Here is a 23,204-nt window from a genome sequence, read left to right on the forward strand (position 1 = left end):
GCGCGCCCGCTTCTGCTTACCGGACCGGCTCCCGGCGCGTCAGCCGTTGGGATCGATTCCCCAGCCGCGGCCTGCTTCGACGCTGCTCTTGATGCGCATCGCTGCCTCCTCGGAACGAGATGAGGGGGTGAAGTTGACGCACTCCGGACAGAGTGCGTGGATCGCCGACTTCGGCGGGAGGAGTCTCCGCCGCGGTCGGACCGGGCGCCAAGGTAGCGTCGAGTCGTCCCGACCCGCGTGTCGCGGGGACGGATGACAGCAGCCGGGGGCAGGACGTTCCCCGGCGTGCCGACTCCATCCGACCGTCCCCAGCTCCGCCGTCCTCGGCCGCTCTCGGGCGATCAGAATCCGCCCCGCGCCCAGCCGCACGGTTCACGGCGCGCGGGCGCGGCTCGGCCCCGGCTGGCGCGGCCCGTCCCCGGCGGCGTGCTCGCGCGCGGGAGGCGGGGCACGTTGAGGCCGTCCTCGTCCCCCTTTCTCAGGAGGCTGCGATGCGCCGCTTCACGGTTCCGACGGGTGCGTGCCTGGCCATGCTCCTGGCGCTCACCCCGCCGCCGGCCGCGCACGGGCAGGCACCGGCCCCGTCCGTGCCGGCACCCGACACGCTCGGGGCCAACTTCGACGCCGACCGGGTCGGCAGGGGCACGCCGGGCGACTTCGACTTCCTCATCGGCACCTGGAGCTTCCGCTTCCAGTCACGCGACGAGCAGGGCGGCTACCGGCCCGTGCGGACCGGCACGTGGACGGCCGTCAAGACGCACGGCGGAGCGATCGTGGAAGACGTCTGGCGGGTGGGGGAGACCGAAAATCCCACCATCACGTGGCGCGTCTTCAACCCGCAGCGGGGCGTGTGGGAGATCCAGGGCGTGCAGCCGCGGAGCGGCCAGTGGCACCCCGGCATCGCGTGGAGCGAGGGCGACCAGCGCTTCGTGGTGCAGACGTTCGGGCCGATGCGGGCGCGCATCCGCTACTACCAGGTCACACCCGACCACTTCCTGTGGCGCGCGGACGGCTCGGAGGACGGCGGCCGCACGTGGGTCGCCGACATCTGGAAGATCGAGGCGCACCGGGTGAATCTGTAGAACACCCGGGCTCCACGCGGAGCCGCCCGGGCAGGCGGAGGAAGAGGAACGCGTCCGCCGCCCCTGCCGACTCCATCCTGGGATCGGGATAACGGTCTGCTCCGGGCGTCACGGGGCCTGCGTCCGGGGCGGCCGCGGCTCGGCCAGCGGGTGGGACGGGGCGCTGCCGCCCAGCACGACCACCGCGTCGAACCCGGCGATCACCTGGAGCGCGGCGGGGCTCAGGCGCCCGAACTTCCCGCCGTAGGCATCCACGCGCAGGGAGCGGAGGTCGAAGACGGTCCACCGCGCGGAGTCGGCCGCCGCCAGGTACGGCCCCGCCCAGGGCGCCCCGGCGTAGCTGTTGGGGCTCGGGGCGTAGGAGAACGTCGCCGGGTCGAACCCCGCCTCCAGGCTCCCGGGCCCACCGATGACCACGATGGAGTACGCGCTGCCGCCGTTCAGTGCGGCCAGCTCGGGAAGGAGCGATCCCACGTCGAAGGTCCCGGTCCAGTTCCGGCCGCGCATCAGGTGGTTCGCGCCCAGCTTGACCATCACGCGCGGAGCCCCGCCGGTGGAGCGGTAGGCGCGCAGGAAGTTGCCGCGCAGGTTCTCCGCGCGCGCCTCGTTCGCCTGGTAGTAGCGCCCGGCGACCTGGTGGGCGTTGATGGCCAGCGTCCGCTCGACCACCTCGAGCAGCAGGTCCGCCTCGGAGCCGGGGCGCGGACCGAGGGTGCGCCGGAGGCTCGCGACGACTGTGTCCGGCGCGGCGAACCCGAACACCGTCGCCGGGTTCCGCGACGCCAGGGCCGCCGTGAACATCGAGTCCGCCACGGCCTGCGCCCGCGCAACGGCGGCGCGGGCGGGCCCCTCCGGCACCACCTGGCGCAGGCGCGGGAGCGTGTGGGTTTCCGGCAGCACGTCGTAGTCGATCCCCCACAGCACGTCGCTCCCTCCGCCGGCCGCCGCCACGGCGCCGGCGAGGAATTGCGCCTCTTCCCGCAGCACGTAGAACGGCGCCCCGGGGAAGCGCTCGCGCGCGAACGCCCGCAGGGCGGCCATCGGGTCCGCGCCCGCGGCCAGGCGGTTGAGCTCGCGGCCGACGGGAGGGCTCACCTCGATGGCGAGGTGGCGGTAGCCGGAACGGGCCAGCTCGCAGAAGAGCGCGGCGGAGAACCTCGGCACGGCGTCGACGCCGTGCGCCTCCGCGATCGCCGTGAACTGCGCCGCCCGCGCGTGCCCCGCCAGCAGCCGGCCGCCGTCCTCTTCCAGGCCGCACGCTCCGGCGCGCGCGAACAGCCGCCTCTCCCGCAGCGCGGCGACCAGTCCGCTGTCCGCCGCCTGGGCGCGGGCGGCGCCGGCGCCGGCCAGGAGGGCCGCACACGCGAAGGCCTGGATCACGAAGCGTCGTGGCATGGTGGGATGGCGTCTCGGGGAAGCAGTCGCGGAAGACGGCGGAAGTTTCGGTCCGGACCCGCGCCGGGCGAGGCGTCCGTGGCGGGCCGTTGCCGGCGCGTGCCGAGACGCGCTCGCCAGGGCCAAGGCGCGCAGCGAGTGTCGTGCCGGTCTCTCGGGAAGGAGGAGCGGGGGCAGCCGGCGTCCGGCACCGCAAAGAGCCGGCGGAGGACCCTGGACGTCCCCCGCCGGCTCCGTCGATGTCGTGTGGTCCGGAACTCCGGACGAGGGGGCCCGGCGGGCCGGGCCCCTCGTCGTCCCGCTCAGCGCAGCGTGTCGGCGCCGAGCCGGGTGGGCTCGATCCCCTGCACCACGGGCTGCTTGCCGCCGGCGAAGCCGAAGGGCATCGACTCGGAGACGAGCGGCACGATCGGCGAGGCCATGACCCGGATCCCGGTCTTCAGCAGCGTGAGCGTGCGGAACTCGCTCGAGTGCTGCTGCGCGTACCAGTAGCCGTTGGTGGTGCGCGCCACGGCCGTCACGCGGAACATGTAGGCGCACGTCACGGGCGGCACCCACTCGGCCGGCGGGGTGGGCACCGTCTGGCTGGCCACGCCCTGCCAGCGGTGGTCGGGCGCCAGGTGGCTCGTGTAGCTGTCGCTGAAGATCCCGGCCGACTGGTTGTTCCCCCACTGGGCGCCGATCGAGTAGCTGTGCAGGTGCCCCTCGGGGTCGAACGCCTTCGCCACGATCTGCACGCCGTCGGTGGGCGAGTCCAGGCTCACGATGCTGCACGCGGGGACCGACGCCCCGTTGTGCAGGATGTCGAGCACCTTCGCCTCCGGTAGCTGGTTGTCCAGCCGGAGCGTGAGCGGCGTGGCGGGCGGCGCGGCGACCGCCGCGCCGGCGCTGTCGAAGAACTCGATGCGGAACTGGTGCAGGTTGTTCGGCTCCTTCGACGAGTCCCACTGGAAGAGGAGCGCCTTGATCATGTAGTCCACCCCCGGGTTCTGCATCGGGTACCGGTCGGCGGCGTCGGGCCCGAACGACTCCCACACGTACGTCGTGCCGTCCCAGCGGTAGTTGGCCCACGCCTGCCGGATCGGGGTCTCGGGCGCCGCGCCCAGGGCGGCCAGGGTGTTCCCGGAGCGGTGCAGCACCCTGTAGCGCCGCGCCCCGGCCGCCCACAGCGAGGCGAGCGTCACGCTGTTGCCGATCAGGTCCATCGTCCCCGCGAAGGCGGCTTCGCGCGGCTGGATGCGGTACGGCTCGGTGATGGTCGCGTAGCCGTCGGCGGCGATCCTGGTGAAGGGGATCCACCCCACCCCCGCGATCACCGGCCCCGCCGTCCCCGGCGGGTAGGAGATCGACGACGAGGCGGTCGCCAGCACCAGGGTGTGGAAGTTGTTGAAGGCGCTGAGCGGGCTGGCCGGGAAGTCGAAGGTGAAGCCCGGGGTGCTCGAGGCCACGCGCAGGCCGAACTTGACGGTGGGCGGCGGGAGCGTGGGGTCCACCACGAGCCCGAGCTCGGCCAGCGAGAGGCTGATCTCCCAGATGCGGTGCGGCGCGGCCGAGTTGGGCGAGGGGCCGAAGCCCACCCGCACCGTCGAGTCGATCACCTGCGAGCTGGAGGCGGGCCAGGTGGTGTTCGGGCCGGCCATCAGCCAGCGGCCCAGCTTGTTGGGCTCCCCGGGGAAGAGGCCGTACATGACGTCGCGGTTGACGGTCACGGCCCCGTTGGCGTCGCTGTCGATGACGAACCAGAAGTAGTCGTTCGTCCCGACGTCGTTCCCGGTGTCGCCCACCAGGTCCAGCGCCAGGTAGATCCGCTGCTCGTCGTTCTTCACCATCAGGAAGCCGGCCGGGATGGCGATCTTCCCCGCGCCCGCCCACTCGGCGGCGGGCAGCGCCCCGTCCTGCGGGACGGGCACGGTGGTCCAGGTGCTCTTCACGATCGACATACTCATTCCCTCGTGCGGGATGTTGACGCGACGGCGGAGGAAAGCGGGAGAAGAGGTGGGTTCCGGCGGCGCCGCCGTCGCAAGCCGCTGCCGGCGCCGGGGGCCATCGCAACGCACAAGCCGGGCGGAAGCCGGGATGCCAGGGCTCGCTATCTGTAGTCCCGCCAATCACATAGGCGTTTTCGCATCGGCGGGCGCCGGGAGCGGGATGCAGACAACTCGGGACACGGCGAGAACAGTGGGACAGCGATTCCCGTCCTCCAGAAAAGTTTCAATCGCGTGCGGCGGCGGTGGTTACGGTCACCCTGCAAGCAGAAGCGGACGCCTCCGTCGGGGGGCGTCCGCTTCCATCGTGGGACCGGGATCGGGCGACGAGAGGGGCGCTCCTACTCGGCGACGAACCTGCGCAGGGCGTCCGCTGCCCGGAGCGCCTGGGCGCTGGGGACGGCTCCCTCGGACACGGCGCGGATCAGCCGGTCGTCGCGCCGGTACAGGTCGTTGCCGAAGTAGAGCTGGCCTCCCCTGGCGTACGCGGTGAAGTAGGCGATGTAGACGGGGATCTTGCGCGGCAGGTTCACGCGCCGGTCGTCCGGGCCCTGCTGCATCGCCTGCCGGACGCGCTCCGGGGGCCACCCGAGGGCGAAGAGGGCGAGCTGCTCCGGCTTCTCCAGCCGGATGCACCCGTGGCTGAAGGCGCGCACGTCCTCGCGGAAGAGGCTGTCCGCCGGGGTGTCGTGCAGGTAGATGTTGAAGTCGTTGGGGAACATGAACTTCACCAGCCCCAGCGAGTTCTTCTCGCCCGGGCGCTGGCGCACCCGGGTCTTCCCCTGCTCCTCGAAGGTCTCGTAGCGGTTGCGGGCGAAGTAGCCGGGGTCGGCCGCGGCCCTGGGGAAGATCTCCTTGGCGGCGATGGAGTCGGTCACCATCCAGTAGGGGCGGAACACCACGTACTCCATGGAGTCGCTGAACACCGGCGTGGCCCGGTCCTCGTACTCCTCCCCTACGATCACCTTCATCTCCAGCGCCTTCCGTCCGCCGTCGAACGCCTCCAGCCGGAAGGCGGGGACGTTCACCAGGATGTACCGGCTTCCCAGCGAGCGCGGGAGCCAGCGGTAGCGCTCCAGGTTGGCGGCGATCTGCCAGAGCCGGTACGCGGGGGAGAGGTTCAGCGCCGCGACCGTCTCGGGCCCCAGGGTGCTGTCGCTCTCGATGCCGTGCCGCGCCTGGAAGGCGGCCACCGCGCCGGCCAGCGCAGGATCGTACACCGCGCCGCCGGCCGGGCGCGCCGGGCTCCGCCCCGCGCTCTCGGCGGGGGGCGGCGGCGCGGTGGTGGCGGCGGCCAGGAGCCCCTCGGCCTGCAGCCGCTGGCGCAGCGCCGCGAGGCGGGCGGGCGAGTCGCTCTCTCCCGGCTTCAGCTCCTTCCCCCTGGGCACCGTGGGCCACCCGCCCCGGCTGGCGATCTGGCGGTAGTGCTGCAGCTGGCGCTGCAGGAAGGCGTAGTCCTCGTCCTGCGGCCGCATCCCGGCGATGGCCCGGTGCAGCGGCTCCTCGCGCAGCGTGCGCGCCAGGGCGCTGTCCACGCGCTCCCGGTCCGGGTTGATGAACCACGCCTGCGAGACGCTGCGGGGGTCCACCTGGCCGGTGAGGAGGTCGTGGCCCAGCGCCGCGTACGAGGCGGTGAGCATCACGTCGGCGGCGGCCACCTGGGCGGCCGTGGGACGCCTCGCGTCCTTCACCGCCCCCAGCGAGCGCGCCAGCTCGCCGAGCGGGTAGCGGTCCAGCCGCAGCGCGTCCTGGTGCGCGTTGACCAGCGCCGTCAGCAGCGCGGCGGCACGGTCTTCCAGCAGGCCGTCCGGGCCGAACCAGAGCGGCCCCTGCCCGTAGCGCCGGTAGAGCTTCCGCACCCGCTCCCACTGGTCCGCGTCGAGCGGAGCCGGGCGCCCGCCGTCCAGGCGCTGCCCGACGGCGCCGCGCACCGCCGCCACGTCCAGGCCGGCCACCCGCGTCAGCGCCTGCGGGTTCCAGGCGGCGTCCGCCCTGTCCGCCCTGTCCGCCTCGCCCGCTTCAGCGCCTCTCGCCTCGTCGCGGCCGCACCCGGCCAGCGCCATGCACAGCGTCGCCAGGGCTGGCAGCAGCCCCCGGCCGAGGCGGCGGACCGCCCGCGGAAATCTCTGTGTCATCTGCATGCCGATACCTGGAAACCCTGGGGTGCACCGGCCCAGCCGCGGAATCATCTGTTGGTGTTTTGGCGAAAACCGGGCCAGGATACCATTCCCCCGGTGCCCCGCAGCCGCGAGCAGGGCCGGCGCTGCGCCCACGCGAGCGGTGATCTGCGGCGACAGGTCTATCGGAAGCGTTCAGGAGAGCGGGACGCCGATGCCCGGGTCGGGAAGCATGTTCAACGAGCGCGGCGCTCGGCCCGGCACGCCGCCATTCACTTTCCATCGAACCAGATCTGCCCCAGGAACGGGACGAGGTCGTGCTCCTGGAACGCCAGGACCGCGGCCTGGGTGTCTTCCGCCCGTTCGCCGTAGAGCGCCCACCGGTTCCCCCCACGCATCACCCACCACTTGTCGCCGGTTCGTACGGGCCCGCTCTGCTCGATGATCTGCTGCGTCAGCGGGTTCACGCCGGGCGAGCCGATGCTGACGAGGTTGGGATGGTCGGTGAACCCGCTGTGCTGCGTGAACCAGATATCGCCCATCACCACGCTGCGGAGAAAGGCCCGCGGTACATCCCGTCCCCGGCGGTCGAGGGCATCCTTCAGCTGGTAGGCGAGCGGGCGGTCGAACAGCTCCGGCTTGTGGTGGCAGCCGGTCACGATCACCACCGTGGCAGGGTCGATGTCCGCCTCCCAGTCCTGCCTCTGCTTCGAGAGCTTCAGCGCGGTCTCGATCTTCTGCGCCACGGTCAGCAGCGACGGCTCCCGTGAGACGAAGATGCTCTGGACCTGCATCAGGGGCAGCGGGACGACCTCCGTCGGAGTGCTGCCGGTGAGATAGACCGGGATCACCCGGTGTTCCTGGTTCCGGGTCAGCTGGATGGCGTTCTGGATCTCTTCCTTCTGGAAATACGCCGAGTCCGAGTGCTTGGAGATGAGGACCACCGTCACCACCGATTTCTTCTGTGCCTCCGCGATTTTGTCAGGCCATTTGACGCCCGCCTCGAGCTCCCTGGTGTCCAGGAACACGCGCACGCCGATCGCCGCGAGCACGTCGTATACTCTTTCGGCGTAATTGGAGTCCGGGTGCGCGTAGGCGATGAAGACGTCGTATTCGAAGTGTTCCGCCATGGCTCGTGTCCAGCCGGAGGGCCTTTGCAGTGGGCCCGGCCGCGCGGCCGGGAGCCCGCGAACATTCCCCTCGCGCCCGTTCACCGCACGGGCGCACCGCCGTCAGCCGAAGTCGAACAGGTCGTCCAGGAAGCCGCCGCGCCGCTTGCGCCGGTGGTCGTAGTCGTCGTCCCGGTCGCGGTGCCAGTGGTCCGGGTCGCCGCGGTAGCTCTCGCTCTCGCGCTCCCGGTCGTAGCCGGACGAGCCCGAGACGGAGGGGGCGGAGCGCTCGATGATCTTGTCGAGCTCGCCCCGGTCGAGCCAGACGCCCCGGCAGCGGGGGCAGTAGTCGATCTCGATCCCCTGGCGATCCGTCATCACGAGATCGGGATCCAGGCATACCGGGCATTTCATGGCTCCTCCTCGCGATCGAGGTTCAGCGGCTCAACCCAGCGCCGCGCCGCTCGTGCGGATGACCTCGCGGTAGAAGCGGGCGCTCCGCTTGGGCGTGCGCTGCTGCGTCTCGAAGTCGACGTGGAAGAGGCCGAAGCGCTTGGAGTAGCCGGCGCTCCACTCGTAGTTGTCCAGCAGCGACCAGGCGAAGTAGCCGCGCAGGTCCACCCCGCGCCCGACCGCCCGGAGCGCCGCCCGCAGGTGCTCGCGGTAGTAGGCGACGCGCAGCGGGTCCTCCACCACCTCGCCTTCGGCCACGGGCGGGTCGTAGAACGCGGCGCCGTTCTCGGTGACGTAGAGCGGCACCTCGCCGTAGCGCTCCCGCACCCACACCAGCACGTCCTCGAGCCCCTGGGGCCACACCTCCCACCCCAGCTCGGTGTGCACGTGCCGCGGCTGCCTCACGTGCCCCTCGCGGACGGGGAAGTCGGCGGGGTCGTGCCGGACGACGGAGCGCTTGTAGTAGTTGATCCCCAGGAAGTCGACCGGCTCGCGGAGCGCCTCCACCTCGGCCGCGGGGAAGTCCGGCCACGCCTCGCCGAACACCTCGCGCAGCTCCTCCGGGTAGCGGCCCAGGAAGACGGGGTCCAGGTACTGCCGGTTCATGTAGGCGTCGGCCCGCGCCGTGGCCGCCACGTCCTCGGGCGCGTCGGAGGCCGGGTACTTGGGCTCCAGGTTCACCACCAGGCCGATCCGCTGCCTGGCCTCGGCGCGGTACGCGCGCACGGCCGCGGCGTGCGCGCGCAGCAGGTTGTGCGTGACGCGCGCCGCCTCGAACGGGCTGCGGTGGCCGGGGGCGTGGTCGCCGTGCAGGTAGCCGGCGTTCATCACCACCCAGGGCTCGTTGAGCGTGCTCCACATCGGCACGCGGTCGCCGAGCGCGCGGAAGAGGGTGGACGCGTACGCCGCGAACCAGTCGGCCACGTCGGGGTTGGTCCAGCCGCCGCGGTCGTCCAGCGCCGCGGGGAGGTCCCAGTGGTAGAGGGTGGGCGCGGGCCGGATCCCCCGCTCCAGCAGCGCGTCCACCAGCCGCGCGTAGAAGTCGAGCCCCGCCTGGTTGACGCGCCCGGTCCCCTCCGGGAAGACCCGGCTCCAGGAGACGCTGAAGCGGTAGGCGCCCAGGCCCAGCTCCGCCATCAGCGCCACGTCCTCGCGCCAGCGCCGGTAGTGGTCGCACGCCACGTCGCCCGTCTCGCCCTGGTGCGTCGTCCCCGGCGTGTGGCTGAAGCGGTGCCAGTTGCTGGGACCCGCGCCGTCGGCCAGCGGCGAGCCCTCCACCTGGTACGCGGACGTCGCGGCGCCCCAGAGGAAGCCGTCGGGGAAGCGGGGCGGGTCACCCATCGGCGCGAGATCGTGCCGGGGCAGAGGCGGCTGAAGCCGCGGCAACAACTGCGCAAAGCCCGCCTTCGCGGGCTCCTTCGGTGCGGACGCGAGCTCGACGCAGGAAGGCCGGCATCGGGGCGCGGAGCGCGCGGGCGCAGCCCGCTAGTCCACGAAGGTGGACTTCGTGTCGTTGTTGCAGCGAATTCATTCGCCCAACCTCCCGCGCAGGAGGACTTCTTTCATTCCCCCACGACGGGCGCGGGCGCCAGGGAGCGCTCGGTCTCGGGGTCGAAGAAGTGGAGCCGTCCCAGGTCGAAGGCCAGCGCCAGCGGCTCGCCCGGCGCGGGGAGCGGCTGCGGCGGCACGCGCGCGGTGACGGGGTGGGCGCCCGCGTGCGCGTGGACGAAGATCTCGTTCCCCAGCGGCTCCAGCGCGTCCACGACGAACGCGGCCTCGGCGAGCCGGGCGTCGGCGGGGCGGCCGGCGGGCGCGTGCAGGCTCTCGGGGCGGATGCCGAGGACGATCGTCTTCCCCGCGCGCTCCGCGAGCCGCGCCGACCAGGCGGCGGGGAGGGGGAGGAGGAACGCGTCGCCGTCGGCGCGGAAGGCGAGCCCGCCGCCCGACTCCAATCGCCCGTGGAAGAAGTTCATCGCCGGGCTGCCGATGAAGCCGGCGACGAAGCGGTTGGCGGGGTGGTCGTACAGGTTGAGCGGCGTGTCGATCTGCTGGATCTTTCCGCGGTCGAGCACCACGATGCGGTCGCCCAGCGTCATCGCCTCCACCTGGTCGTGCGTGACGTAGACCATGGTGGCGCCCAGCCGCCGGTGCAGCGCCGAGATCTCGGCGCGCATCTGCACGCGCAGCTTGGCGTCGAGGTTGGAGAGCGGCTCGTCGAAGAGGAAGACCTCGGGGTCGCGCACGATGGCGCGGCCCAGCGCCACGCGCTGGCGCTGGCCCCCGGAGAGCTGGCGCGGCTTGCGGTCGAGGATGGCGTCGAGCCCCAGCACGCCCGCCGCGTCGCGCACGCGCCGCTCCACCTCGGGCCTGGGCGTCTTCCTGAGCCTGAGCGCGAAGCCCAGGTTGTCGCGCACGCTCATGTGCGGGTAGAGCGCGTAGCTCTGGAAGACCATGGCGATGTCGCGGTCGCGCGGCGGCACCTCGTTCACCCGCCGGTCGCCGATGTAGAGGTCCCCGTCGGTGATCGACTCCAGCCCCGCGATCATCCGCAGCAGCGTGCTCTTCCCCGACCCCGACGGGCCCACCAGCACCACCAGCTCGCCCTCGCCCACGGCGAAGCTCGCCCCGTCCACCGCGACGTGCGCGGCCCCTTCGCGGTACACCTTGCGGACGGACTCCAGTCGGATGCTCGCCATGGCGGGAGGGGGTGGATGCGGATGATTTGAAGCGGACGATTGAGATCGCCCGCTACAACTGCACGAAGTCCGCCTCCGCGGACTGGGGCACGCTTCCCGCGCCGGACGCCGATTTCACACCGAACCAGCCTGCGCAGGCAGGCTTCTCGCTGTTGTAGCCGCGGATTCATCCGCCCCGGCGAGCCGTGCCGATCGGCCGTTCCCAACGGGTCTCTAACGATGCTCCTCGCCGCCGCGGTCGGCAAGCGCGCCCGCGGCGCCTTCCGCCGGCGCGGCGGCGCGCGGTCCGTCCGGCCCGGCCTCGTCGTGGTCGGCCGGGGCGGCGGGGAGCCAGAGGGTGAAGCGCGAGCCGCGCCCGGGCTCGCTCTCCACGGTGAGGTCGCCGCCCATCGAGCGGGCCAGGCGCAGGCTGATGGCGAGGCCGAGCCCCGTTCCCCCGTGCCGGCGGGTGTAGCCGCTCTCCACCTGGATGTACGGCTCGAAGATGCGCTCGCGCTGCTCGGGGTCGATCCCGATCCCCGTGTCCTCCACCTCCAGGAACGTCCACCGGCCCGCGGTGCCGCCGGCCGGCAGCTGCCCCTCGCGCCGGCCGCAGCGCACGGTGGCGCGGCCGCCCGGCTCGGTGAACTTGATGGCGTTGGAGAGCAGGTTCAGCAGGATCTGGTTCACGCGCGGGGGGTCGCCCTGGTAGCGCGCGCCGTCGCCGTCCTCGCACGCGGCGGAGAGGGCGACGCCCTTGCCCTCGGCCTGGGGGCGCAGCACGGCCACCGCCGTCTCGGCCGCCTCCGCCGCCGACGCGGTGCGCCGCTCCACCCGCAGCGTCCCCGCCTCGATGCGCGCGAAGTCGAGCACCTGGTCCACCAGCCCGGTGAGGTGCTGCCCGCTGACGCGCACGCGCTCGAGCTGCGTCTTCTGCCCCTCGGTCACCGGGCCCGCCAGCCCCATCAGCAGGAGGTCCGTGTAGCCGATGATGGCGTTGATCGGCGTGCGGATCTCGTGCGACATGGTGGCCAGGAACTCCGATTTGGAGCGGTTGGCGGCCTCCGCCTGGTCGCGCGCGGCCTGGGCCTCGGCGGCGGCCGTCTCCAGCTCCTCGGCGAGCACCTGCGCCTCCTCGTACTGCTGCGCGAGCTCCTCGTGCGAGGCCTCCACCTGGGCGGCCATCCGGTTGAAGCGCTCGGCCAGCGCGCCCAGCTCGTCGGTGCGGGGGAGGTCGACGCGGCGCCCGTATTCGCCGCGCGCGATGGCCTCGGTGGCCTGGCCGAGGACCCGGAGCGGGCGGGTGATGCCGCGGCTCAGCAGCCACGCGAGCGCGGCGCCGGCCAGGCACAGCAGGAGCGCGGCGAGGAGGGCGTGGCGGAGGAAGGCGTCCGGCCGCGCCAGGACCGCCGCCAGCGGCTGCTCCACCACGAAACTCCAGGGGGTGCCCGGCACCGGCGCGGCGAACCCGAAGTGCTCGCCCCCGGTCCCGTGATGGTACCGCCGCGCCCCGGAGAACGGCCACCCGGCCGGCGCGGGGGCCAGGGTGCCGTCCAGGGCCACCCACGGCCCGCCCGCGTTGTCGGCGTAGAACACGGCCACGTCGCCGCCGATGAGGGCGTGCACCGCTCCGGCCGAGGCCGGCGCGCCCAGCCGCCGCAGCTCGGCCACGTGGCCCGCCGGGGCGCCGCCCCGGGAGACGGGCACCGTCGTCCAGTAGAAGGCGCGGGGCCCGACCGGGAAGATGCGCCCGACGCCGGCCGAGTCGGGGAGCCCGGCGGGAAAGCCCGGCGTCCCCGCCACCGCGCCCTTCAGGGAGTCGGGGACGTAGTCGAGCCGCAGGAGGGGCGTCCGGCCGGGGTCCAGGAGCAGCACCAGCACGGGCGGCGAGGCCCCCGTCCTCAGGTGCCGCTCGAGCGCCGCGGCCGCCGCGGGGCGCGCCGCCTCGCCCGGCGCGGCGACGAAAGCCTGGACCGCGGGGTCGTCCCCGGCCGCGCGGACGACGGCGAGCCGCTGGGGGACGGAGCGTCCTCCCAGGTCCGCGATCTGCCGGGCGAGCACCTGGAGGCGGAGCCTGGCCGCGTCCAGGGCGGTCTGCCTCACTTCGGCGTACGCGGCGAGGAGGCCGGCCGCCAGGACGACGGCCAGCAGGGCGGTGATGAGGAGCGGCAGCTTGTGCTCGAGCGAGAGTCCGCGCCGCGGGATGTCGGGGGAAGGAGGCAAGTTCGTGCCGGCCAGGAGCTGGATCCAATCGGCCGCGACCGCCGGGCGGCGGCTGGACCGGAAGGCCACAACATACGTTGCCGCCCGCCCGCCCGCCAACCGGAACGTTTGGTGGGGAGGGACGGCCGTGCGTGCGCCCGGCGGTCCCGCGCCGCGAGTCAGGCGATCGGCTTGAGGTTGGCGACGATCGCGGCGCGGTGCGGCTCCAGGAACGGCGGGAGCACGACCTCCTCGCCCAGCGTGGCCGGGTCTTCGTCCACCGCGAAGCCGGGGCCGTCGGTGGCGATCTCGAAGAGGATGCCGTTCGGCTCGCGGAAGTACAGGCTGCGGAAGTAGTAGCGGTCGATCTCCCCGCTGTTGGGGATGCGGAGCGAGTTCAGGCGCGCGGTCCAGGCGTGGTACTCGTCTTCGGTGGGCGTGCGGAAGGCCACGTGGTGCACCCCGCCCGCGCCCAGCCGCGCCGGCGCGAGGTCGGGCTGGACGGCCACGTGCAGCTCGGCGTGCGGGCCCTCGCCGTCCATCCGATAGACGTGGACGGTGTGGCGGGCGTTCTCGGGGTGGGGGTACTCGCGCTCGGGGCGCATCCCCATCACCCGGGTGAGCATGGCGTCGGTCGGGCCCAGGTCGGGGACGCTCAGCAGCACCGGGCCCAGGCCGCGCACCTGGTACTCGGCCGGCACCGGGCTCCGCTCCCACGGCACCGGCTCGTCGCCCGCCCCGCCGTCGTCCGTCAGCGCCAGGCGCTGCCCCTCGGGGTCCTCGAAGTCCAGCGTGAGGCGGCCGTCCCGCTCCGTGATCACGGAAGCCGCGACGCCGTGCTCGCGCAGGCGCCCGGCCCACCACTGCAGCGCGTCCCGCCCGGTAACGCGCAGGTGCGTGCGGGTGATGCTGTGCGTCCCGCGCCGCTCGCGGGGCATGTTCCAGTCGAAGAAGGTCAGGTCGTTCCCCGGCGTGCCCACCGCGTCGGAGTAGAAGAGGTGGTAGGCGCTCACGTCGTCCTGGTTGACGCTGCGCTTCACCAGCCGCATCCCCATCACCTCCGTGTAGAAGTGGTAGTTGCCGCTGATGTCGGCGGAGACGGCGGTGAGGTGGTGGATTCCCTTCAGCTCCATCGGGCTAACGCTCCCTCGGACGCGGTTGGAGACGGCGTGGAGCCCGACTTCGCCCGCGATTTTCGCACCCGAGGCGAGGCAGGGCCGGTCCGCCCCCTCGATGTCATTCCGAGGAGGAACGACGAGGGAATCTACTCCACCGTGCTGGAGGACCACCCGCCTGGCGCAGGCGTTTCAGGCGGGAGGGTTCCGGATCAGCAGGCCGGCACCCCGCGGCGTCGGTTAGATTCCTCGGTCGCCCCGGCTCTCGCCTGCGCGCGGCGGATGGGCCGGGCTCCCTCGGAATGACATCTTCTCGGATCTGAATGAATCGGTTACGACCGGGCGATGAAGCACGAAGACGCGATCGAGCTGCTGCGGCCGGCGGTGGGCGAGGCGGCCGGGACCACCTGGGCGGACCTGGGGGCCGGGACCGGCGTGTTCACGCGGGCGCTGGCGGCGCTCGTCGGCCCGGAGGGGCACGTCATCGCCGTGGACGCCGACGACCACGCCCTCTCAGCCGTGCGGGCCTGGGCCTTGAGGTCGCGCGACGGCCCCGAGGTCACCGTGATCCACGCGGACGTCACGCGCCCGCTCGCGCCGCCTCCGCTGGACGGCGTGCTGATGGCGAACACGCTGCACTTCGTGCGCGACGCGGCATCCGTCCTCTCGCTCGTTGCCACGTACCTGCGCCCGGGCGGGCGCTTCGTACTGGTCGAGTACGAGGGGCGGCGGCCTGGCCCGTGGGTGCCGTTCCCCGTCTCCGCCGGGCGGTTCCGCGAGCTGGCGGCCGGTGCCGGGCTCGCGCCGCCGGAGGTGGTCGCCACGCGCCCCTCCGCGTTCGGCGGCACCCTGTACGTCGCGTGCGCCACCCGGGCCGGCGGCGGAGCGTAGCACGTCGACGGCGGTCGATGGCGAAAATCGGCAGCCCGGCCCGGGGACGATCCCCCGGGCCGGGCTCCGTGCGTGGTGGGCGCGAGATCGTCAGTGCTGGACCGCCACGGGGGTGGCGCTGTCGGTGGTGCTGTTGTTGCCCAGCTGGGAGTAGTCGTTCCTTCCCCAGCACCACGCCTGGCCCCCGCCGTCCAGGGCGCAGGAGTGGATTCCGCCGTTGTGCACCGAGGCGAAGGTGACGCCCGCGGGGTGGCTCACCGCCGTGGGGGTGCGCTTGTTCGCGAAGGTGCCGTTGCCGAGCTGGCCGCGGGTGTTGACGCCCCAGCAGTACTCCTGGCCGGCGGAGGTGAGGGCGCAGGTGTGGGCGGTGCCCGTGGTGATCGAGGCGAAGGTGACGCCCGCGGGCTGCTTGACGGCCGTCGGGACCAGGCGCTTGGTGACGGTGCTGTCGCCGAGCTGGGCGTTGCTGTTCAGCCCCCAGCAGTACGCCTGCCCGCCCGACGTCACTCCGCACGTGTGGTTGTACTCGGTGGTGATGGAGGCGAAGGTGACGCCCGCCGGCTGCTGCACCGCCGTGGGGATCGGCTCGCCGAGCAGCGCGTTGTGCCCCATCGCGCCGTCGCCGCCGTAGCCCCAGCAGTACGCCTGCCCGCCGCTGGTGAGGGCGCAGGTGTGCTTCTGTCCCGCGTAGATGGAGGTGAAGGTGACGCCGGCGGGCTGGTGCACGGCCACCGGGCTCATGGCGAACGTCGTGGTGCTGTCGCCGATCTGCCCGTAGAAGTTGTAGCCCCAGCAGTACGCCTGGCCGGAGCCGTTCAGCCCGCAGGTGTGCTGGCCGCCCCCCGCGCTGATCGACGTGAACGCGATCGCGCCCACCGGCAGCACCGCCCGCGGCGTCAGCCCCATCGAGGTGGTGCTGTCGCCCAGCCGGCTGTCGGCGTTGTAGCCCCAGCAGTACGCCTGCCCGGCCGAGGTGATGGCGCAGGTGTGCGAGTCTCCCGCCGACACCTGCGTGAAGGTGACGCCCGAGGGGTGGTGGACGGCCACCGGCACCGTCGTGGGCGCGGCCGAGTTGTCGCCGAGCTGGGCGGTGGCGTTGCGCCCCCAGCACCACGCCTGGCCGGCGGAGGTGAGGCCGCAGGCGTGGGTGAGCCCGCCGTCCATGGTGACGAACGGGTTGGTGGCCACCGTCAGCAGCGGCCCGCCGGGCTCCAGGCTCGCGTCCGACGGCAGGCGCTCGGTGCAGGCGGCGAAGAGGGCCGCGCCGACCAGCAGGAGCGGCGCGGTGCGGAGGATGGGAGGTCTCATGGGGCGTCTCCGGGCGGGGGTGTGCGGGTCCGGGGTGCAACCCGTGGATGGGGAATTCCCAAGTTGCTGCCGATCCTCCTCCGGGTCAACGAGAATTTTGTCCTGTTTTCATTAGGATTGGACCGGAGCGGTCGAGGACACGGGGTCGACAAGAGAGGCGCAGATCGCATGTTTTCATTTAAGTTGGGACTGAATGCCGTCCTGGGAGACCGTCCGAGCGTGCTCTCTCGCGCGGAGGCACATTAAGAACGACATCCGTTTAGAGGAGACGAGGTCTCTACCGGGTCCGGCAAAAGACTTTTCTCACGCAAGTAAGCAGAGTCAGCGGAGGTGTTTCTCTGCTGACTCTGCTGACTCTGCGTGAGGCCCGCTGTTTTTCCGGATCGGACGACGCGCGGCGTCACCCCGTGTTGCGAAGCCCCGCGGAGATGCCGTTGATGGTGTCGGTGTGACGCTCAGCACTTCGTCTTGGGGTTATTAGCACTCAACCAGCATTAGAGGTTGATAGACCCGTCTTCTTTGATGGCGCGGACCGAAGAAATGTAGAGCAGATCCAGCGAGGGAGAGTACTCCTTGATGATTCCGAAGAACTCGGGCTGCAGACCCCGCCAGATAAATGCTGGCCCGCCACTCATGCCTCCCAGTTCGTAAAAATCGAACATGTTGTTCCCATATGCCGAAACCCAGTATTCCCGGTTGAACTGACAGACGATGTAGTCATCTCGGGCAACTGTGACTTCGGAAGCACCGACACTGAACGACCTGAAGACCACTTCGTCAACCTTGGGATGATCTCGCCAGGTTCCTGGGAACCCACCGAACGAGACGAAATCGCCAGACTTCGGAAGCTCGGGGGGCCATCTGCTGGGATCGAAGAAGTCAACCCCAATTCCACTCCCACCGCTTATTTGGGATAGATCAAGACCACTGAGGTCGAGTACTGCAATGTCGAGAGAGTTATCCTCAGAAACAAGGCGCGCAATCGGGTCTATTTGAACCCTCCCGATCCAGAACGCCGGCTTATCAGACGCGGGTTGGCTGCGAAAACCGTCAAGCACGTGCGAGCAGGTTACACCTAAAGGATTTCCCTTGAGACGCAGGAGTGTGACTGTTCCATTCTTTGACTTGAACGGCAGGCTACGCCGACTAGGTGCGATAAACGCAGATGTGGCGAACCGTAGCGGAAATTTCGCCAGTTGATCGCCTAAAGGCCCGGCAGCTAATTCCTTTGCTTTCCGGATCTCTTCCGGATCATCAAATCCGCTCATGCGTCAAACTCCTGAGGCTCACCCCGTGTTGCGCAGACCCGCGGAGATGCCGTTGATGGTGGCGGCGAGGGCGTAGTTCAGCTCGTCGCTCTCCTCGCCCGCGCGCTTGCGGCGGAGGAGGTCCACCTGGATCAGGCTCATCGGGTCGACGTAGGGGTTGCGGAGCCGGATGGAGCGGGCCAGCACGAAGTCTTCCTCCAGCAGGCGCCGCTGCCCGGTCACGCGCAGGACCGCCGTGCGCGCCCGCTCGAACTCCTCGGTGACGAGCGAAAAGACGCGCTCGCGCAGCCCCGCGTCGGGCACCAGGTCCGCGTAGCGCCGCGCGATGGAGAGATCCGCCTTGGCGAGGCCGACTTCGACGTTCCTGACCAGGTCGTGGAAGAGCGGGAAGGTGCGGGTCATCTCCTCCAGCAGCCCCGCCTCCTCGCCACCCCGCGCGGCGAAGCGCTCCAGGGCCCAGCCCACGCCGAACCAGGCGGGGAGGACGTGCCGGCTCTGCATCCACCCGAACACCCAGGGGATGGCGCGCAGGTCGTCGAGCCCGCGGCTCTCGCCCCGCCGCGCCGGCCGCGAGCCGATGCGCGCGTGCTCCAGCTCGCCCACCGGCGTGGCCTGCTGGAAGTAGGGGAGGATGTCGGGGTTCTCGGCCACCTTCTCGCGGTAGAAGGCGTACGCGTCGGCCGACATCTCCTCCATCGCCTCCGCCCACGCCGCCTCCCGCGCCGGGTCGGGCCGGCCGGGCCCCGCCAGCGCGCCCAGCGAGGCGGCCACCATCAGCTCCAGGTTGCGCTCGGCGAGGACCCGGTCGGAGTACTTCCAGTTGAGCACCTCGCCCTGCTCGGTGAGCTTGAGCTCGCCCGTGAAGGCGCCGGGCGGCTGCGCGGTGATGGCGCGGTGCGTGGGCCCGCCGCCGCGCCCCACCGTGCCGCCGCGCCCGTGGAAGAGCCGGAGCGTGACGCCCGCCTCGCGCGCGGCGTCGTGCAGCGCGCGGTGCGCCCGGTAGATCTCCCAGGTGCTGGTGAGCATCCCGCCGTCCTTGTTGGAGTCGGAATACCCCAGCATCACCTCCTGCCGCCGCCCCCACGAGTCCAGCAGCCGCCGGTAGTCGTCGCGCGACCACAGCTCGCGGCAGATGCCGGCGGCGCCGCGCAGGTCCTCGATCGACTCGAAGAGGGGCACCGGCATCAGCCCCGGGTCGCCCTCCGCCGCCCCCACCCGCACCCCGGCCAGCTCCATCAGCCGCACCAGCGCGAGCACGTCGTCCACCGAGGTCGCGCCGCTGATCACGTACGTCTGCACCGCCTCCGCCGGGTAGGTGCGCTTGAGCTCCGCCACCGTGCGCAGGGTCTCCAGCAGCGTGAGCGTGTCGTCCGACGGCGCGGCGGGGAGCGGGCCCTTCTCCCGCTCGTCCCCGGGGGCGCCGAAGAGCTCGTCGCGCGCGCGGGCGTGGACGCGGGCGTGCTGGCGGACGTCGAGCGTGTGCAGGTGGAAGCCGAACGTCTCCACCTGGCGGAGCAGGGGATCGAGGAGGAGCGCCGCCAGCCGCTCGCCCCGGTGCGCCGCCAGGCTGTCGCGCACCAGCCGGAGGTCGCCCGCGAACGCATCGGCGCCGGGGTAGGCGTCGGGGTGGTGCGGGTCGTTGCGGGCCGTGCGCAGCCGCGCGCCCACGTAGCCCAGGAAGCGGCGGTAGATCTCGGCCTGGGCGCGCTTCTCGGGGTGCGGGTCGAGCGAAGGGATGGTGGCGGCGTAGTGCTCCAGCGCCTGGCGCAGCTCGTCCGAGACGGGCACCTGGCGCGTGGACGGGCTCAGCCGCTCCACCAGGGCCTCCAGGGCGCGCACGTAGTGGTCGAGCACCGTCTCGCGGGCGAGCTGGAGCGCGTCGCGCGTGACCCGGGGCGTGACGTACGGGTTGCCGTCGCGGTCGCCGCCGATCCACGAGCCGAAGCGCACCACCCGCGGCAGCCCGCCCGGCGCCACCTCCCTGCCGAAGGCCGCGCGGAGGGCGTCCGCCATCTCGGCGTAGAGGCCCGGGACGGTGTCGAGCAGCACGCGGCGGTAGTAGTCGAGGCCCATCTGGACCTCGTCGCGCACCGACGGGCGGCTCCTGCGCACCTCGTCGGTCTGCCAGAGGGTGGTGATCTCGGCCAGGATCGCCTCTTCCTGCTTCGCCGCCTCGGCGTCGGTGAGCGGGAGGCGGTCGAGCCGCTCCAGCGCCTTGGCGATCCGCGCGCGCTTGAAGAGCACGGTGCGCCGCGAGACCTCGGTGGGGTGCGCGGTGAAGACGGGAACGACGGAGACGTCCGCCAGGCGCGCGAGCACGGCGCCCGAGTCGAGCCCCGCCTCCTTCAGCCGCAGCAGGGTGCCGTGGAAGGTGCCCGGCTGCGGGGGGAGGCCGGCGCGCAGGCGCGAGGCGCGGCGGCGGCGCTTGCGGTGGTTGGTCTCGGCCAGGTTGGTGAGCTCGAAGTAGGTGGAGAAGGCGCGGGTGAGCCGGTACGCCTGCCGCACGTCGAGCTCCGCCACGATCTCCGCCGCCCGCCGCATCCCCGCGTCCGGGTCGCCCTCGCCGGCCGCCGCGCCGCCGCGGCGCTGGCGGATGAGGAGGTTGCGCAGCTCCTCGACGGCGGCGAAGAGCTCCACGCCCTCCTGCTCGCGCAGCACCTGGCCCAACAGCCGCCCCAGCGAGCGCACGTCGCGGCGCAGCGGCGCCTCCTTGCGGGCGGGGTCCTCGCCCGTCAGCTCGGCCAAGCGCTCGGCCTGCGACTCGGTCTTCCAGAGGGGCATGCGGTCTTCCTGTCGGGGATCGGCGTTGCGTGAGACCCCAAGCTCTGGCGCCGGAGACCGGAGCGCAACCGCTGAAAGACAACTGCAAAGCTGTTTTTGGATTCTGGATTGCGACGGGTTGCGGGGATCAGGGCGGCAGCGTCCGGCCGCAGCACCGCTCCGGGTCAGAGACGGTCGGGCAGATGGAGTCGCAGCTCCAGCCGCCGCTGTAGCCCCGCACCGTTCCCTCGTTCGGTGCGCACAGGCTGGTGTCGAACGAATCGACCGTCAGCTCTTCCACGTCCAGCGTCAGCTTCTTCATCTCGAGAACTCCGGGGCTCGGGTGGGAGGGCCGGCTCGCCCGGTGCGGCCGGCTCCGCACGCGAAGGTGGCCCCGTTCCGCCGCTTCGTCGATCCGCCGGCGTCGGAGCTTGCGCGAAAATGCAAACGGTTGTATCTTTTCGCAGCCGCACCGCGTCACGCGGTGCAGGGCTGCGGGTCGGGTCACGAGACGCGAACCCGCAGGCCACCGGAGCCCCGGCTCCACGGTGTCCACGCCCGATGTCGAACCTGCAACGAAGGAGGTGATCCCTTGTCCAATACGACTGCTGCTCGCGACCTGGCACGGGCAAGCGATCGCCGCATCGGCGCCTGAGCCGATCCAGAGGCGAATCCTCTCCGCATCGACGGGACTGCCACGCGGCATCGCGTCAGGACGCGGCAGGACACGAAAGCACCACCGGCACTCACGCCGGTGGTGCTTTCTTTTGCGTCCACTTACCGGAGCCGATCAAGCCTCACCCAGAGTCAGCGGAGGAAACGGAGGGTCCCTCCTCCTGGTGAGCGCGTCGTACACCATGCTGTGGGAACGAGCAACTACCTCTGGGGGAGATGGGCTCCGACGTAAACTGCGACGCGCAGGGACGCGTGGTGAGCCGCAACAGCTTCGTCTGTTGTAACCGGCAACTCTCCGTAACGGGCGCCACCTAAGGTCTGGAGTGCGGCAAGCCATCCCGGATTGATCACGGGCAACCCTAATGTCGAGGCCAGCGCTGCTAGCGCAGTGAGGTCGTGAATGCGGCCGTAATTCCCGTTCTTCGAGGCGATGAATGCCTTGATAATCTTCTCCGCAACCTGCAGCGCAGACCATTTCGCCTGGCCTGCGTGGACAGGATGGCTTGTGAGATGGGTGACTGTCGCTTCCAAGTCCGCCCGGGCTGCATCTATCCGCGGGTCAGGCGCTAGACCACGCAAGGTGTACAAAGCGTCCACCCCAAGAACGAACACCTCCAGCATCTCCTCCCGCTCGGCCGTGGTCAGCGCCGCGGCAAGCCCTGCCGGCAGGTTCTCAACCGCATCAAGGATGTTGTACTGGGACCGCCGCACCGGGGTGCCCAGCGGGACTACCTCCGGCACATTGGGGAGCGTTGTCTGCGCCCCATACTCACAGACCCACAGAATTCTTCTGGGATCTCCTCCATAAATCAGAGGGACTCGAAACGTCCAAACGTCTCTTCGGATCAGGAATGCTACACGTCCAAGTTCCGAGATGATGTGCAACCGATTACCGTATCGATCCTCGTACCAGCGGTACATCCGGCTGACGAGGTCATCGCCCCAATACTTGCCCGCCTCCGGCTCGCGATCAGCATTCACCAGCCGCAGTTCACTTTTCGTCAGAAGGCACAGCTTTTCTAACGCGCGGAGTGGCCGCCCCTGAATTATCATCCCGTCCGCCCTTGCCTCCGCGTCGATCTGCTCCATCACTTCTTGGAACTGCTGCTCCGACTCAATCCTGAGTCCCGGCGTCAGCAGGTGTGCCGGGTACTTACGCCGATACCAATGCACGACTCGAATCGCGAGATCCTCGCCTTGGTAGCTCCCTGGGGCAGGCTCGCGATCCGGAACGGGATAGCTCAGTTCAGCACGTGCCACTTGGCCCATCAGCCGAACAGCAGCTTTCGGGCGCTCGGGAAACGGAACTCCCTCCTCGCGGAGACGCTCGTTGATCCAATCCATCGCGCGCTCAAATTTATTCTGGTTCGACTCACCCACAGGAGCGCGCGGGGCTTCCCTCGCTGTCGGAAGCCCACAGCAATGCTTGAACTTTCGCCCGCTGCCGCAAGTGCACTGGTCGTTGCGTCCGATCTTCAATGCTGGGTTCCTGCCGCAGGTGACGAGCACATCATGTCACTGTACAATCTAATCAAGATCTTCTCGTCAGTACGCGGCCGCGTGGACGCCGCGCACCGCCCGGCCGGAGGGGTCGGCCGCGGCGGCGAAGGAGGCGTCCCAGGCCAGCGCCTCGGGCGTGCTGCACGCCACCGACTTCCCGCCCGGCACGCACTCGGCGCACGCGTCCGCCGGGAAGTGCTCGGCGAAGAGGGTGCGGTAGAGGTACGCCTCCTTGGTGGCCGGCGGGTTGTGGGGGAAGCGGTACGCCGCGCTCGCCAGGTCACGGTCGCTCACCCGCGCCTCGGCGTGGGCGCGCAGCGCGTCGATCCAGCCGTAGCCCACCCCGTCCGAGAACTGCTCCTTCTGCCGCCACGCCACCGACGCGGGGAGGGTGTCGGCGAACGCCTCGCGCAGCAGGTGCTTCTCCATGCGACCGGGCCCCGCCATCTTCGCCGCCGGGTCGATCCCCATCGCCGCGTCCAGGAAGTCGCGGTCCAGGAACGGCACGCGCGCCTCCACGCCCCAGGCCGCCATCGCCTTGTTGGCGCGCAGGCAGTCGAACAGGTGCAGGCGGTCGAGCTTGCGGACGGTCTCCTCGTGGAAGGCGCGCGGGTCGGGCGCGCGGTGGAAGTACAGGTAGCCGCCGAAGATCTCGTCGGAGCCCTCGCC

At 71.3% G+C, this 23,204-nt stretch carries 17 protein-coding genes; 2 read left to right on the forward strand and 15 right to left on the reverse strand.

Annotation, left to right across the window (positions count from 1 at the left end; translation table 11 throughout):
* Positions 1–491: 491 nt before the first annotated feature.
* Positions 492–1,082 (forward strand): hypothetical protein, encoded by a 591-nt coding sequence (locus VF746_31350; protein HEX8696956.1) that lies wholly within the window; start codon positions 492–494, stop codon positions 1,080–1,082.
* Positions 1,083–1,190: 108 nt separating this feature from the next.
* On the opposite strand, the gene VF746_31355 is transcribed toward VF746_31350, so the two are convergent.
* The 9 genes from VF746_31355 to VF746_31395 form a co-directional block, all read right to left on the reverse strand.
* On the reverse strand, positions 1,191–2,477 hold the full coding sequence (locus VF746_31355) for a hypothetical protein (protein HEX8696957.1): 1,287 nt from the start codon (positions 2,475–2,477) through the stop codon (positions 1,191–1,193).
* A gap of 302 nt (positions 2,478–2,779) precedes the next feature.
* A complete protein-coding gene (locus VF746_31360) occupies positions 2,780–4,417 on the reverse strand; it encodes a hypothetical protein (GenBank protein ID HEX8696958.1) in 1,638 nt (545 codons plus the stop codon).
* A 386-nt stretch (positions 4,418–4,803) separates the two neighbouring features.
* Complete coding sequence (locus tag VF746_31365) at positions 4,804–6,597, reverse strand: L,D-transpeptidase family protein (protein ID HEX8696959.1); 1,794 nt, start codon at positions 6,595–6,597, stop codon at positions 4,804–4,806.
* Between the two features lie 254 nt (positions 6,598–6,851).
* Complete coding sequence (locus tag VF746_31370; protein HEX8696960.1) at positions 6,852–7,709, reverse strand: toll/interleukin-1 receptor domain-containing protein; 858 nt, start codon at positions 7,707–7,709, stop codon at positions 6,852–6,854.
* Positions 7,710–7,811: 102 nt separating this feature from the next.
* Positions 7,812–8,102 carry a zf-TFIIB domain-containing protein gene (locus tag VF746_31375; protein HEX8696961.1) on the reverse strand — a complete coding sequence of 97 codons (291 nt, stop codon included), beginning with the start codon at positions 8,100–8,102 and terminating at the stop codon, positions 7,812–7,814.
* A gap of 30 nt (positions 8,103–8,132) precedes the next feature.
* The gene (locus tag VF746_31380; protein HEX8696962.1) at positions 8,133–9,482 is read right to left on the reverse strand and encodes a GH1 family beta-glucosidase; all 1,350 of its coding nucleotides are present in this window, start codon (positions 9,480–9,482) and stop codon (positions 8,133–8,135) included.
* Between the two features lie 221 nt (positions 9,483–9,703).
* On the reverse strand, positions 9,704–10,837 hold the full coding sequence (gene ugpC / locus VF746_31385; GenBank protein HEX8696963.1) for a sn-glycerol-3-phosphate ABC transporter ATP-binding protein UgpC: 1,134 nt from the start codon (positions 10,835–10,837) through the stop codon (positions 9,704–9,706).
* Positions 10,838–11,050: 213 nt separating this feature from the next.
* Positions 11,051–13,039: an ATP-binding protein gene (locus VF746_31390; GenBank protein ID HEX8696964.1), complete on the reverse strand. Its 1,989-nt coding sequence runs from the start codon at positions 13,037–13,039 to the stop codon at positions 11,051–11,053.
* A 158-nt stretch (positions 13,040–13,197) separates the two neighbouring features.
* Positions 13,198–14,151, reverse strand: a complete 954-nt coding sequence (locus tag VF746_31395; protein ID HEX8696965.1) for a ring-cleaving dioxygenase — start codon at positions 14,149–14,151, stop codon at positions 13,198–13,200.
* 327 nt (positions 14,152–14,478) lie between these two features.
* Here VF746_31395 and VF746_31400 point away from each other — a divergent pair, with 327 nt between their 5' ends.
* A complete protein-coding gene (locus VF746_31400) occupies positions 14,479–15,024 on the forward strand; it encodes a class I SAM-dependent methyltransferase (GenBank protein ID HEX8696966.1) in 546 nt (181 codons plus the stop codon).
* Positions 15,025–15,114: 90 nt separating this feature from the next.
* Here the strand turns inward: VF746_31400 and VF746_31405 are convergent, their stop codons facing one another.
* The 6 genes from VF746_31405 to VF746_31430 form a co-directional block, all read right to left on the reverse strand.
* On the reverse strand, positions 15,115–16,332 hold the full coding sequence (locus tag VF746_31405) for a hypothetical protein (protein HEX8696967.1): 1,218 nt from the start codon (positions 16,330–16,332) through the stop codon (positions 15,115–15,117).
* A 494-nt stretch (positions 16,333–16,826) separates the two neighbouring features.
* On the reverse strand, positions 16,827–17,600 hold the full coding sequence (locus VF746_31410; GenBank protein HEX8696968.1) for a hypothetical protein: 774 nt from the start codon (positions 17,598–17,600) through the stop codon (positions 16,827–16,829).
* Positions 17,601–17,618: 18 nt separating this feature from the next.
* On the reverse strand, positions 17,619–20,381 hold the full coding sequence (locus VF746_31415) for a phosphoenolpyruvate carboxylase (GenBank protein HEX8696969.1): 2,763 nt from the start codon (positions 20,379–20,381) through the stop codon (positions 17,619–17,621).
* Positions 20,382–20,508: 127 nt separating this feature from the next.
* On the reverse strand, positions 20,509–20,682 hold the full coding sequence (locus VF746_31420; protein HEX8696970.1) for a hypothetical protein: 174 nt from the start codon (positions 20,680–20,682) through the stop codon (positions 20,509–20,511).
* Between the two features lie 554 nt (positions 20,683–21,236).
* A complete protein-coding gene (locus tag VF746_31425) occupies positions 21,237–22,379 on the reverse strand; it encodes a HEPN domain-containing protein (GenBank protein HEX8696971.1) in 1,143 nt (380 codons plus the stop codon).
* A gap of 201 nt (positions 22,380–22,580) precedes the next feature.
* A partial coding sequence (locus VF746_31430; GenBank protein ID HEX8696972.1) for an asparagine synthase-related protein occupies positions 22,581–23,204 on the reverse strand: 624 nt, incomplete at its 5' end.

The organism is Longimicrobium sp., from assembly GCA_036389795.1.
Classification (GTDB): Bacteria; Gemmatimonadota; Gemmatimonadetes; order Longimicrobiales; family Longimicrobiaceae; genus Longimicrobium.